This is a genomic window from Rahnella aquatilis CIP 78.65 = ATCC 33071 (assembly GCF_000241955.1).
Classification (GTDB): Bacteria; Pseudomonadota; Gammaproteobacteria; order Enterobacterales; family Enterobacteriaceae; genus Rahnella; species Rahnella aquatilis.
In genome coordinates this window covers 243060-256937 of record NC_016818.1, presented here as the reverse complement: position 1 = coordinate 256937, position 13878 = coordinate 243060, and the positions used below count along the sequence as shown (strand labels likewise).

Here is a 13878-nt window from a genome sequence, read left to right as displayed (position 1 = left end):
GCGCGCTCCTTATTTTTTCAGGTCAGCGGAAAAATGTGCGTTGATGACTTCCATCACTTTCGGGCCGAAATCCGCCGCCGACAGCATGTTGCGCACGCCGACCACGTATTTATTACCACTGACGGTGATTTCATCCGCCACATGGGTGGAGGCGACGATGATGTCTGCACCGCCCAGTTCCGATTTGTATTCCCCCACCGCACAGCTGTTCATGGAGTGATCCACGCCTTCCTGTGTCAGGAACTGGCCGATTTTCATCTTCATGATCATTGAACTGCCCTGCCCGCAACCGCATACCGCCAGAATTCGTACTGTCATGGGAACCTCTTTATTTTGTGAGAAGTCATTTGTGAGAAGTCATTAATGAGAAATCATTAGTGAGAAACGGACTGATTAAGCGCCTGTTTTTCTGCGTCTTCCTCAGCCCGCAATGCGCGACCGGCGAAGAACATATACAACAGCGCGATCACCGCGATAATGCCCATAAAGGCCATCCCGATGCTGAAGAAGCCCTGCATCATAGGCGGTGCCAGAATTGACCAGTCGGCCATCCCCATCCAGGCGCTGAGACCGGTGAGTTTAATAGCCCAGACGCAGCCGAAAATTTCGATCATCCCCATCGCCAGACAGATTTTCAGCGCCGCGCGCCAGCCGCCGAAGTGGTTGGCAAACACGCCGATGGTGGCATTGGAGAAGAACATCGGGATAAAGCCGGGAATAATCATGATGGAAGAACCCATGCCGAACAGAATGCCGACGGCAATCAGCTGGCCGATGGTGCCCCACATAAAGCCCCAGACCACGGCGTTCGGCGCAAAGCTGTAGATAGCTGCGCAGTCGATGGCCAGAACGGCACCGGGAATTAAGCGTTGAGAGATGCCGTTAAAGGCTTCGGTCAGTTCAGCGACGAACATCCGCACGCCCTGAATGATGATGAAAATCGCCACCGCAAACATCAGACCGGTTTGCAGGATGTAGATGGTCCAGTGAGTTTTTCCGGCCATTTGCTGCAAGGTGTCGAGGCCGAAAGAACACAGAATAATGCCGAAGAATACGGTCATCACGATGGCGGTGGAGACGATATTGTCATGGAAGATATTCAGCCAGCCTGGCAATTTGAGGTCTTCCACGCTGTCTTCTTTTTTACCGAGATATGGCGCGATTTTATAGGCTATCCACGACGCAAATTGCTGCTGATGGCCTATCGAAAAACCGCTGTTTTCGGTCACCGCCTGCGTCGGTTTGTACATCATATTCGAGGTGATCCCCCAGTAGAGCGACACCAGAATGGCCGTCGACCAGATGGTGGTCCACATCGGATAACCCATGATGAAGAAGAATACCGCAATCAGCCCGGCCTGCTGGAACATGATGTGGCCGGTGAGCATGATGGTGCGGATACCGGTGATACGGCGGAAAACCACCATCAGGATATTCAGTGCGAGGGCGATCAGCACCGCGTATCCGACCCAGCTGTAAGCCTCACCCATGCGTTCGACCGTCGCCATCATCGAAGCGTAGGTGTCTGAAATGGCACCATTAATGCCATACACTTCCGAAAGTTTCGCCACCACCGGCTTAAATGTCCCCGTGAGAATGCCGGAACCTGCCTGTAGCAACATGAAGCCGATAATGGTTTTGATCGTGCCCTTGATGATCACCGTGGCGCTCTTTCGGAGCAGGATGTAACCGAGCATGGTCACAATACCCAGCAGCAGCGGCGCGTTGGTCATTACCTGATTAAAAAATACGGTGAAGATGGTGTAGAGGAATTCCATAAGACTCTCCGTCTGACCTTGTTTGATCTCTTCCACGCGCTTAACGAGCAAACTCCGCGCTAAAAAGTGAGGGACAGACGCACTCTAATGCTCACATTAAATCAAATAAAGATTCATAATGATTATTTGTGAGCAGTCTCGCAAGATATCGTCACAGGCAGAATGAGTTAACTCACTAAAGCCCACTCAATTTATGATAAATATCAGTCAGATATTATGAAATAATACCTGAAAAAAGCTCCTGAAACCCTTCCATCCTGCTTTGCTCACCCCTTCTTAACGCTAAAAAACGCTAAAAATACCCCGTTTATAATCATTGTCACGATGAGTTTTTGGTGATAACTTTCTCACAATAGAATCATATATAATCATTAAATGATTTATTGTGACGCCATTTCAACGCCAACTCAAATGAGGGAATACTATGAGCAAAGTAGAAACGATCAGCCGCGAGTCCTGGATCCTCAGCACTTTTCCGGAATGGGGCACCTGGTTAAACGAAGAAATCGAGCAGGAAAAGGTCGCGCCGGGCACGTTTGCCATGTGGTGGCTGGGCTGCACGGGGATCTGGCTGAAGTCTGAGGGCGGCGCGAATATTTGTGTCGATTTCTGGTGCGGCGTCGGCAAGCAAAATCACAGCAGCCCGCTGATGAAAACCGGCCACCAGATGCAGCGCATGGCCGGCGTGAAAAAACTTCAGCCTAACCTGCGCACCACGCCGTTTGTGCTCGATCCCTTTGCGATCAGGGAGGTCGACGCGGTGTTATCTACCCATGATCATAATGATCATATCGATGTGAACGTCGCCGCCGCCGTCATGCAAAACTGTGCTGCCGACGTGCCCTTTATCGGCCCGCAGACCTGCGTGGATTTGTGGATGAGCTGGGGCGTACCGGCAAGCCGTTGCATTGTGATGACGCCGGGCAAAGTGGTGAGGATCAAAGACGTGGAGATCCACGCGCTGGACTCCTTTGACCGCACGGTGCTGATCACCCTGCCCGCCGGTCAGAAAGCCGCGGGCGTATTGCCGGACATGATGGATCAGCGTGCGGTGAATTATCTGTTCAAAACGCCGGGCGGAAACCTGTATCACAGTGGCGATTCGCACTATTCCAACTACTACGCCAAACATGGCAACGAGTATCAGATTGACGTGGCACTTGGCTCTTACGGCGAGAACCCGCGCGGCGTGACCGACAAAATGACCAGCGTGGATATGCTGCGTATGGCGGAATCACTGAGAACCAAAGTGGTGATCCCGTTCCATCATGATATCTGGTCAAATTTCCAGGCCGATCCGCAGGAAATTCGCGTACTGTGGGAGATGAAAAAAGATCGCCTGAAATACGGCTTCAAGCCATTTATCTGGCAGGTCGGTGGCAAATTCACTTATCCGGATGACAAAGATAACTTCGAATATCATTACCCGCGTGGCTTTGACGACTGTTTTACGACAGAGACTGATCTGCCCTTCAAGTCTTTCTTATAAATACCCGTCATACTTCAAGTTGCAGATGCGTTGACTGCGCTCACTCACCCCGGTCACTTAGTTAACTAAGCTCCCGGGGCTTCCTGAGCTTGTCGCCTTGCTGCAAATCGAATTATTTAGGGTATTGATTGAGGCCGGTTAATTTGCGTCTTCATAAACAATGCATTTCGCAATTACGCTCGTTTATAATCATGGAATAATCATTTGACGATCCTGCCCGGAGCCACCATGACTGAGCCACAACGCCATAATGCTATTCTCGATCTGCTGCAACGTCAGGGGCAGATTTCCGTCGCCGATGTGATTGATAATTTTGATATTTCACCGGCCACGGCGCGTCGTGACATCACTAAGCTCAATGAACTGGGAAAGCTGCGTAAAGTGCGCAACGGTGCTGAGGCCGTGAATCAGCCGCGCCAGAACTGGACCCCGCTGAATATCCATCAGACGCACAATCTCAACGAGAAAATGCGTATCGCCAAAGCGGCAGCCGGACTGTGCCAGCCGGGTGAAAGCGTGGTGATTAACTGCGGTTCAACAGCGTTCCTGCTCGGTCGGGAAATGTGCGGAAAAGACATTCAGGTCATCACCAATTATCTGCCGCTGGCCAATTATCTGATTGAACAGGAGCACGACAGCGTGGTGATCATGGGCGGTCAGTACAATAAAAGTCAGTCCATTACGCTGGCACCACAAGACGGCGATGCCAGCCTGTATGCCGGACACTGGATGTTCACCAGCGGCGCGGGGCTGACCAGCGATGGCCTGTACAAAACCGATATGCTCACGGCGATGGCCGAGCAGAAGATGCTGAATTATGTCGGGAATTTAGCGGTACTGGTCGACAGCAGCAAAATCGGTCAGCGTGCGGGGATGCTGTTCAGCCGCACCGAACAAATCGATGTGCTGATCACCGGCAAAGAAGCGAACGAGGAAATCATCGGACAGTTACGCCAGAAAGGCGTGGAAGTGATCCTGGTTTAACGCTTATCCCTTCCCTTTGTCTGGTCTTAGTTGTGCAATTATTGGGTAGAATGTGGGCAAAACCTTTTATGAGGCACGACCAGAATGGAACAATTTGAAGCAATCAGCGTAGAACAAGCCCGTAACCGCCTGACATCTGGCGAAGCCGTGATGGTCGATATCCGTGACCCGCAAAGCTTCAGCGCAGCGCACGCTCCGGGCGCCTGGCATCTGAGCAACGACAGCCTGCCTGCGTTTATCCAGCAGACCGATGCCAAAACGCCGGTGCTGGTGATGTGCTATCACGGCATCAGCAGCCGCGGTGCCGCACAATTTCTGATCTCTCAGGGTTTCGAATCGGTCTACAGCGTTGACGGCGGTTTCGAAGCCTGGTCACAGACTTTCCCGCAAGATATCGAAGCCTGATCTCGTCTTTATTTGCCTCCGGCGCAAGCTATAGTCTTTATAACCAGGCTATCGGGTTTGCGCCGAAAATGTTCTTAAGCCAAAAAAGCTACCTTTCTCCAGTGTTGATATAATTTCCGTCTACTATCGACAGGATTTCAAGATGAAAAATCTGAACACTTCACGTTCTTTAGGGATGCGTACCCTCGCCGTTCATGGCGGACAGCAGCCCGATGCCCTGACCGGCGCCATTGCCACGCCAATCACCGCCGCATCGGCATTTTCATACCCGGATTTCGACAGCGGCGCACGCCGTTTCAGCGGTGAAGAACCCGGCTATATCTACAGCCGTTTCGCCAATCCGACAGTGGCCGTTTTCGAACAAAAACTGGCGGCACTCGAAGGCGCAGAAACCGCCGTTGCCTGTGCCAGCGGCATGGCGGCCATCAGCGCCACATTGTTTGCCCTGCTGGTTCCCGGCGATGAAATCATTCATATCGGCACGCTGTACGGCGGCACCGAAGGCGTGGTCCGTAATCTGCTGCCGCGATATGGTATCAAACCGGTTCACGTTGCGAATGTGAATGAACTGGAAGCCGCATTCACCAAAAATACCAAAGTGGTACTGGTGGAAACTCCCGCTAATCCGGGGCTGGATATCGCCGATCTGGCAGAAATCGCGCGTCTTTCCACAGCCGCCGGTGCGGTGAGTGTGGCGGATAACACTTTCGCCACGCCGTACCTGACGCGTCCGCTGGAACTGGGCATTGATATCGTTCTGCATTCCGCGACCAAATACATCAGCGGTCACGGCGATGCGACCGGCGGCGTGGTGGCGGGTTCGGCGGCGTTAATCACGCCAATCCGCACCCTGAGCCTGAAACAGTTCGGTGGCAACCTGGGCCCGTTCGAAGCCAGTTTGCTGATCCGCGGCCTGAAAACCTTGCCGCTGCGCGTCGAAGCCAGTTCGCTGAGCGCGCAGGCGGTGGCGGAATTCCTCGACGGCCACAGCGCGGTAGACACCGTGTTCTATCCGGGGCTGAAACAGCATCCGGGGCACGCCACCGCCTCGCGCCAGATGAAACTGTTTGGTGGAATCATGGCGATTGAGCTGAAAGGCGGGCTGAACGCCGCACGGACTTTCCTCGATAAGCTGAGCATTATCACGCAGGCGGTCTCGCTCGGCGACACCGATTCGCTGGCCTGCCATCCGGCATCCACCACGCACAGCGCCGTCGCGCCGGAAGTCCGCCGTCAGAGCGGTATCACCGACGGGCTGGTGCGCATCAGCATCGGTATCGAAGACACCGCAGACCTGATTGCTGATCTGCAACAGGCGCTGGAAGGGCTGTAAGCGAACAGGTAATGAACATGCCAGTTTCTGTCAGTATTCTGGCGAAAACTGGCATTTATCGCCAGAATACTGGCGATTTCCCTCCCATCAATAAAGATATCTGTCCCTTAACGTTTCATCAGATCCCGATCCATCTCACACTCACGCTATTTTTTTGTTCTCTGCGGTTCGCACAGCATGCCTAAATTCTCCTCCTTTACTCGTCTGACGTTATAATCGACATCCCCCACGCTGGCAGATAAGGTATTGCCCTAAAATGACGGCAACAAATCAAACAATTAGGGAAACCGCTTAACGCTATGGTGCGCATTCTTAACCTGAACAACCCCCGCCTGGCTCAGGCTTTTGTCGATTACATGGCAACGCAGGGTTTTACGCTGACGATGAAACACGAAAGTCAGGAAGTACAGCTCTGGCTGGAAGATGAATCCCGTCTCGAAGAGGCCGAGAAGCAGGTGGCGCTGTTTGTGCGCGATCCCCTGCATCCGCGCTATCAGGAAGCCAGCTGGAAAACCGGCAAGGCGCAGCCACATTTAAAGATGTCGCACACACCTTTCCTGAAAACCCTGCGCAGCCGCGCCGGACCGCTGACCATCGGCATGATTGTGCTGAGCCTGGCGGTATTTATCCTGCAACAAATGGTGGGCGACGAGCTGGTGATGAGCTGGCTTGCCTGGCCGGACAGTTCGCGCGTTTTCCAGCTGTGGCGGTGGTTCACCCCGGCCCTGATGAATTTCTCCTTTATTGCCCTGTTGATTAATCTGGCATGGTGGTGGTATCTCGCCAGCCAGATAGAAATGCATCTGGGCAGCGGCAAACTGTTTACCGTGACCCTGATTTCTGCCCTGATCAGCGGCTGGGGCCAGTCGATGGTCAGCGGTTCGTGGTTTGGCGGGTTGTCCGGCGTGGTCTATGCACTGATGGGTTACGCCTGGCTGACCGGCCAGCTGAAACCGGAAAGTCGTCTGTACGTGCCCGGCGGGTTACTGGTCATTTCGTTGATTTTCATGTTCATTGGCTATGCAACCGGCGGCGCTGCCGTGTCGAATGCCGCACATGCATTTGGTCTCGGTCTCGGACTGGTCATGGCATTTGTTGATACGCGCACTCCGCGCAACAAAAAAAGCAAGTAAGGGATTCGGGTGAAACAAACACAACGCCATGATGCAATTATCGATTTAGTCCGCCAGCAGGGTTATGTCAGCACCGAAGAGCTGGTGGAGCACTTTGCTGTCAGCCCGCAAACTATCCGCCGTGATCTGAATGATCTGGCGGAACAGAATAAAATTCACCGACACCATGGCGGCGCGGCCTTGCCGTCCAGCTCGGTGAATGCGGCATACAATGACCGTAAAGTCATGTGGTCGGAAGCGAAAGCGCGTATCGCTGAGCGTGTCGCCAGCCAGATCCCTGACGGTTCAACGCTGTTTATTGATATCGGCACCACGCCGGAAGCCGTGGCGCACGCGCTGCTTAATCATAAAAATCTGCGGATCGTGACCAATAATCTGAACGTCGCGACACTGCTGACAGCCAAGGAGGATTTTCGTTTATTCCTCGCAGGCGGCGAAGTGCGGGCCCGCGACGGTGGGATCATGGGGGAAGCAACACTCGATTTCATCTCTCAGTTCCGCCTTGATTACGGTATTCTTGGCATCAGTGGCATTGATATGGACGGTTCGCTGCTCGAATTCGACTATCACGAAGCCCGCACCAAACGGGCGATTATTGAAAACTCCCGCTGCGTTATGCTGGTAACCGACCATTCCAAGTTTGGTCGCAACGCGATGGTTAATCTGGGAAAAATGGATTTGATTCACTATCTGTTCACGGATAAACAGCCGCCGGACAGCGTGAAACAAATCATCGATAAGTACGACGTGCATCTCGAACTCTGCTGATTTTCCTGCATGTAAGGAGCGCGGATCTGGCGCTCCTGCTTTTCCTTCCTGCCTGTCAGACAAAACGAACAATTTCGAAAAATTCCACGCGTAACTGCGTTCGGTTTCGTCCCCTTCTTGCCATTTTGCTCGAAACCGACACAAAAATGTTACCTTCATCACGCATAATTGTTTTTATTTGGTTAACGCTTGGCTTGTTTGTCCATTCTCGATTACAATCATGAGCGAAAACGAACATAAAAGAGCTATTGCGAACATCTGGAGGAAGATGACGTGGAAACCAAAGACTTGATCGTAATTGGTGGCGGTATTAATGGTACCGGCATCGCAGTCGATGCAGCTGGCCGCGGGCTGTCTGTTCTGCTGCTTGAAGCGCAAGACTTGGCCTGCGCGACCTCTTCGGCCAGTTCTAAACTGATCCACGGTGGCCTGCGCTATCTGGAACATTACGAATTCCGTCTGGTCAGCGAAGCGCTGGCTGAACGTGAAGTGCTGTTGAAAATGGCACCGCATATTGCCTTCCCGATGCGTTTCCGTTTACCGCATCAGCCGCATCTGCGCCCGGCCTGGATGATCCGCGCCGGTTTGTTCCTGTACGACCATCTGGGTAAACGCACCAGCCTGCCGGCCAGTAAAGGCCTGAAATTCGGCAGTGAATCCGTGCTGAAGCCAGAACTGACCAAAGGTTTTGAATACTCAGACTGCTGGGTTGACGATGCGCGTTTAGTGGTGGTCAATGCACAGGAAGTGGAAGAGCGTGGCGGCGAAGTCCGCACCCGCACCCGCGTGACCCGTGCATGGCGTGAAGACGGCCTGTGGATGGTGGAAGCTGAAGACATCGATACCGGCAAAACCTTTACCTGGCGCGCCAAAGGTCTGGTGAACGCCACCGGCCCGTGGGTAAAACATTTCTTCGACGACGGCCTGAAGCTGAAATCGCCATACGGCATTCGTCTGATCAAAGGCAGCCATATTGTGGTGCCGCGCGCGCACAATCAGCCGCAGGCCTACATTCTGCAAAACGAAGATCACCGCATTGTGTTTGTGATCCCGTGGATGGATGAATTTTCTATCATCGGCACCACCGACGTGGAATATCACGGCGATCCGAAAGATGTGAAAATCGATGATAAAGAAGTCGGTTATCTGCTGAAAGTCTATAACGATCACTTTAAGAAACAGCTGACCACCGAAGACATCGTCTGGACCTATTCCGGTGTGCGTCCGTTGTGCGATGATGAATCAGATTCACCGCAGGCCGTGACCCGCGATTACACGCTCGACGTTCATGATCAGGACGGCAAAGCGCCGCTGCTTTCTGTCTTCGGCGGCAAACTGACCACTTACCGTAAACTGGCCGAACACGCGCTGGAAAAACTGGTGAAGTACTATCCGAAAGCTGGCCCGGCGTGGACCAAAACGGCCGTGCTGCCGGGTGGGAAACTGAACGGCGACCGCGATACTTACAGCGCCAGTCTGCGTACCCGCTTCAAATGGTTACCTGAATCGCTGGCCCGTCGTTATGCACGGACTTATGGCAGCCAGACAGAGTTGTTCCTCAATGAGGCAACCAGTCTGGAATCGCTGGGCGAAGATTTCGGTCACGGATTCTATGAAGCGGAACTGCGCTATCTGGTGGAAAAAGAGTGGGTTTCACAGCTTGATGATGCCATCTGGCGTCGTACCAAACTCGGTATGTGGCTGGACAAAGCCCAGCAACAACGTATCGCCGAATGGCTGGAAACACACAAACAGCAGAAGAAACACTTGTCGCTGGCGTCGTGATTTAGTGAGCTCTTCCCCCTGCGAAGGACGGGTATTTAGCTCCTCCCCCTGCGAAGGGGGAGGCCGGGAGGGGGTTTAACAGATAAAACAAGTAATTATGCACACTTAACATCTTGTTTTTGACCTTAATACCCCACCCCAACCCTCCCCTTCGCAGGGGAGGGAGCTGATTGAAGTCGCTTCTGAATCCCCCTTTGCAGGAGGAGGAGCAAAGTCCCACCTTTATTCCCGCTCTACAACTTCACCGGTTTAATGTTCCAGATCTCATCGGCGTATTCCTGAATGGTACGGTCCGAGGAGAAATAGCCCATGTTGGCGATGTTATGCAGCGTGCGGCGCGTCCACTCTTCCGGCAGTTTATACAGCTCATCGACTTTATCCTGCGTATCGACATAACTGCGGTAATCCGCCAGTACCTGATAGTGATCACCGAGATTCACCAGCGTATCGAACAGGTTAGTGTAACGCTTCGGCTCGCCAGGGCTGAAGACGCCGGTGGCAATTTGCGTCAGCACCTGATGCAGTTCGGCGTCCTGCTCGAAGTAGGTATGCGGGTTGTAGCCTTTGCGGCGTAATTCCTCGACCTGTGGCGTGGTATTGCCAAAGATAAAGATATTCTCCTCACCCACGTGTTCGAGCATTTCGACGTTGGCACCGTCCAGCGTGCCAATGGTCAGCGCGCCATTCAGGGCAAATTTCATGTTACTGGTGCCCGACGCTTCAGTTCCCGCCAGCGAGATTTGCTCGGAAAGATCCGCCGCCGGAATGATCAGCTGCGCCAGGCTGACACTGTAGTTCGGAATGAAAACGATCTTCAGTTTGTTACCCATGCGCGGATCGTTGTTGATCACTGTCGCCACGTCGTTGATCAGCCGGATGATCTGCTTCGCCGCATAGTATGCCGAGGCCGCTTTACCGGCGAAAATCACCGTGCGTGGCACCCAGTCAGCCTCAGGTTCATCCAGAATGCGGTTGTAGCGGGTGATGACATGCAGCACGTTCATCAACTGACGTTTGTATTCATGGATGCGCTTAATCTGCACGTCGAACAGGCTTTTCGGATCGACCACGATGTTCAGCTTCTGGGCGATATACAGTGCCAGCCGCTTTTTATTGTCCAGCTTGGCCTTGCGGATTGCCTGCAGGAAGCTCAGATAATCCAGATTCTGTTTCAGTTCCGCCAGTTGACTGAGATCGGAACGCCAGGTCTGGCCGATGGCGTCGTCAATCACCGCTGACAGCGGTTTATTGGCCAGCGCCAGCCAGCGGCGCGGCGTGACACCATTGGTTTTATTACAAAAACGGTCCGGATAAATACGGGCGAAATCGGCGAACAGCGATTGCACCATCAGTTCGGAATGCAGTTCGGAAACACCATTAACTTTATGACTGGCGATCACCGCCAGCCATGCCATCCGCACTTTGCGTCCGTTGCCTTCATCAATAATCGAGACACGCGACAGCAGGCCATTATCATTGGGGATCTTTTCCGCCACTTCTTTCAGGAAGTGATCGTTAATCTGGAAAATAATCTCCAGATGGCGCGGCAGGATCTTGCCGATCATGTCTACCGGCCAGGTTTCCAGCGCTTCGCTCATCAGCGTGTGGTTGGTGTAAGAGAACACACTGCACACGGTTTCCCATGCGGCTTGCCACTCGAATTTATGCTCGTCGATTAACAGGCGCATCAGCTCAGGGATCGACAGCACCGGGTGCGTGTCGTTGAGGTGGATGGCGATTTTATCAGCCAGATTGTCGTAAGTATGGTGCGTGGTGTAATGCCGGTTAAGGATATCCTGCACGGTCGCTGACACCAGGAAATATTCCTGACGCAACCGCAGCTCGCGGCCGGAATAGGTCGAATCATCGGGATACAATACGCGGGACACGTTCTCAGAATGGTTTTTATCTTCCACCGCCGCGAAATAATCGCCCTGATTAAATTTACCCAGATTGATTTCGTTACTGGCCTGCGCGCCCCACAAGCGCAACGTGTTGGTCGCGTCGGTGTCGTAGCCGGGAATGACCTGATCGTAAGCGCAGGCGATGACCTCCTCGGTTTCCAGCCAGCGGGTTTTGATGCCTTCATGTTGCACACGTCCGCCGAAACGCACTTTATAACGGGTGTTGTAACGCTGGAATTCCCACGGGTTACCGTATTCCAGCCAGTAATCCGGCGCTTCTTTTTGCTCACCGTTGATGATGCTTTGCGCAAACATACCGTATTCATACCGGATGCCGTAACCGCGCCCCGGCAGCGCCAGCGTCGCCAGCGAATCAAGGAAACAGGCCGCCAGTCGTCCGAGGCCACCGTTGCCTAAACCAGGGTCATTTTCTTCACCGATCAGTTCTTCGAGATCAAAGCCCATTTCATCAAGCGCGCTTTTCAGGTCATCGTAAATGCCCATCGCCAGCAGCGCATTGGAAAGCGTCCGTCCAATCAGAAACTCCATCGACAGGTAATAAACCTGCCGTACGTCCTGTGAGGTTTGCGCCCGGTTAGAACGCAACCAGCGTTCCACCATGCGGTCGCGCACCGCAAACAATGTGGCGTTCAGCCAGTCATGTTGTGTCGCAATAGAGGGATCTTTGCCAATGATAAACATCAGTTTATAGGCAATAGAATGCTTAAGCGCTTCGACACTGACTGTCGGTGAGTTGTAATTAAACGGTGAAGTCATAGCGTTACATTCCCGATCAAGTTATCTGCGTTCAGGGTCAGGACAGCAGACGGTTGTACAGGGTGAGATATTCCTGTGCAGCCACCTTCCAGCCGAAATCAATACCCATAGCGTGTTGTTGGACGTGTCGCCAGTGTTTCGGTCGGCTCCACAAAACAAATGCCCGGCGGATCGCATTGCCCAGCGATTTCCCCGTTGCTTCTTCAAAGACAAAACCACTGGCCGTTCCGTCGGCCAGATTTTCCAGCGCACAATCGACCACCGTGTCAGCCAGCCCGCCGGTGCGGCGCACCAGCGGCAACGTGCCGTATTTAAGACCATACAATTGAGTTAATCCGCAAGGCTCGAAGCGGCTCGGCACCATAATGACATCCGCCCCGCCGATAATACGGTGGGAAAACGCTTCGTGATAACCGAGCTGCACGCCGACCTGCCCCGGATTGTCCGCCGCCGCCGCCAGAAATGCCTGTTGCAGGACTGCGTCACCTGCGCCCAAAAGCGCCAGCTGGCCACCGCGTTCGAGCAAGTCCGGCAAAGCTTCGAGCACCAGATCCAGCCCTTTCTGGCTGGTCAGACGGCTGACAACGGCAAATACCAGACGCGAATCATCGACATCCAGCCCCATCGCCCTTTGCAGATAGGCTTTATTGACCGCTTTCGAGCGTAAATCTTCCGCGTCGTAGCGCGCCGACAGCAGCACGTCATCACGCGGCTGCCAGATGGCTTCATCAACACCGTTAAGGATCCCCGTCAGCCGCCCCTGCATTTCGCGTTCCAGCAACAGGGATTCCATGCCGTAACCAAATTCCGGACGGGTGATTTCTTTCGCGTACGTCGGGCTGACGGTAGTCACATGGTCGGAATAGAACAGACCGGCTTTCAGGAAAGAGATCTGACCGTAGAATTCCAGCCCGTGCATCTGGAAAAATTCGCGCGGGATATACAACTCATCGAGATGATGCGCGCCAAACAGCCCCTGAAACGCCAGATTATGGACGGTGAAAACCGTGCGCACCGGTGCGTTGCGGGCGCGGATATAGGCGGAACACAGCCCGGCGTGCCAGTCATGAGAATGGACGATATCGGGCTTCCAGTGCGGATCGAAATTCAGCGCCAGTTCGCAGGCCATCCAGCTCAGCAATGCAAAGCGCAGATGGTTATCCGGGTAGGCAAACGACGATTGATCGTGATACGGACTGCCGGGACGGTCATACAATCCCGGCACATCAATCAGATAAATCCCCACGCCATCAAAGTAACCTAGTGAAAGGGTGACATGCCCCGCAAAGGTTGCCAGCGTACCAATCACCTGCGTTTCCCCCAGTCCTTTTTTGACGTCAGGGAAAGCCGGAATGAGCACGCGGACATCCGCGCCCTCCGCAATCTGAGCGGCGGGTAATGCACCGGCGACATCCGCAAGGCCGCCCGTTTTTAACAGCGGAAACAGCTCAGAACAAACATGTAAAACCTGCATTCGCGCTCCTGATTATCCCGGTCATCCCGGCGTTCACCGGGATGACGA

Annotated in this window: 11 protein-coding genes; 7 read left to right on the top strand and 4 right to left on the bottom strand. The window is 53.6% G+C overall.

Translation table 11 applies throughout. The features are described from left to right. Nucleotides 1-9: 9 nt before the first annotated feature. Together ulaB and ulaA are read right to left on the bottom strand one after the other, a co-directional pair. The gene (gene ulaB, locus RAHAQ2_RS01140) at nucleotides 10-318 is read right to left on the bottom strand and encodes a PTS ascorbate transporter subunit IIB (protein WP_014333494.1); all 309 of its coding nucleotides are present in this window, start codon (nucleotides 316-318) and stop codon (nucleotides 10-12) included. A 56-nt stretch (nucleotides 319-374) separates the two neighbouring features. Beyond that, the gene (ulaA, locus tag RAHAQ2_RS01135; protein ID WP_014333493.1) at nucleotides 375-1778 is read right to left on the bottom strand and encodes a PTS ascorbate transporter subunit IIC; all 1404 of its coding nucleotides are present in this window, start codon (nucleotides 1776-1778) and stop codon (nucleotides 375-377) included. Nucleotides 1779-2202: 424 nt separating this feature from the next. Between ulaA and ulaG the strand changes: the two genes are divergently transcribed. From ulaG to glpD, 7 genes are all read left to right on the top strand, one after another. Continuing rightward, nucleotides 2203-3267, top strand: coding sequence for an L-ascorbate 6-phosphate lactonase (gene ulaG / locus RAHAQ2_RS01130; protein ID WP_014333492.1), 1065 nt, complete (start codon nucleotides 2203-2205; stop codon nucleotides 3265-3267). 228 nt (nucleotides 3268-3495) lie between these two features. Next, nucleotides 3496-4251 (top strand): HTH-type transcriptional regulator UlaR, encoded by a 756-nt coding sequence (gene ulaR, locus RAHAQ2_RS01125; protein ID WP_014333491.1) that lies wholly within the window; start codon nucleotides 3496-3498, stop codon nucleotides 4249-4251. 84 nt (nucleotides 4252-4335) lie between these two features. Beyond that, nucleotides 4336-4656, top strand: a complete 321-nt coding sequence (gene glpE / locus RAHAQ2_RS01120) for a thiosulfate sulfurtransferase GlpE (protein WP_014333490.1) — start codon at nucleotides 4336-4338, stop codon at nucleotides 4654-4656. A 142-nt stretch (nucleotides 4657-4798) separates the two neighbouring features. Next, on the top strand, nucleotides 4799-5989 hold the full coding sequence (locus RAHAQ2_RS01115; RefSeq protein ID WP_014333489.1) for a trans-sulfuration enzyme family protein: 1191 nt from the start codon (nucleotides 4799-4801) through the stop codon (nucleotides 5987-5989). Between the two features lie 299 nt (nucleotides 5990-6288). Next, complete coding sequence (gene glpG / locus RAHAQ2_RS01110; protein WP_014333488.1) at nucleotides 6289-7122, top strand: rhomboid family intramembrane serine protease GlpG; 834 nt, start codon at nucleotides 6289-6291, stop codon at nucleotides 7120-7122. A gap of 9 nt (nucleotides 7123-7131) precedes the next feature. After that, entirely contained in the window at nucleotides 7132-7890 is a 759-nt protein-coding gene (locus tag RAHAQ2_RS01105; RefSeq protein ID WP_013573556.1) for a DeoR/GlpR family transcriptional regulator, read from the top strand. Nucleotides 7891-8163: 273 nt separating this feature from the next. Continuing rightward, nucleotides 8164-9675: a glycerol-3-phosphate dehydrogenase gene (gene glpD, locus RAHAQ2_RS01100; RefSeq protein ID WP_014333487.1), complete on the top strand. Its 1512-nt coding sequence runs from the start codon at nucleotides 8164-8166 to the stop codon at nucleotides 9673-9675. Nucleotides 9676-9908: 233 nt separating this feature from the next. Here glpD and glgP read toward each other — a convergent pair whose 3' ends face one another. Both glgP and glgA read right to left on the bottom strand, forming a co-directional pair. Next, nucleotides 9909-12356 carry a glycogen phosphorylase gene (glgP, locus tag RAHAQ2_RS01095; protein WP_014333486.1) on the bottom strand — a complete coding sequence of 816 codons (2448 nt, stop codon included), beginning with the start codon at nucleotides 12354-12356 and terminating at the stop codon, nucleotides 9909-9911. Nucleotides 12357-12393: 37 nt separating this feature from the next. Further along, entirely contained in the window at nucleotides 12394-13830 is a 1437-nt protein-coding gene (gene glgA / locus RAHAQ2_RS01090; RefSeq protein WP_014333485.1) for a glycogen synthase GlgA, read from the bottom strand. Nucleotides 13831-13878: the final 48 nt, after the last annotated feature.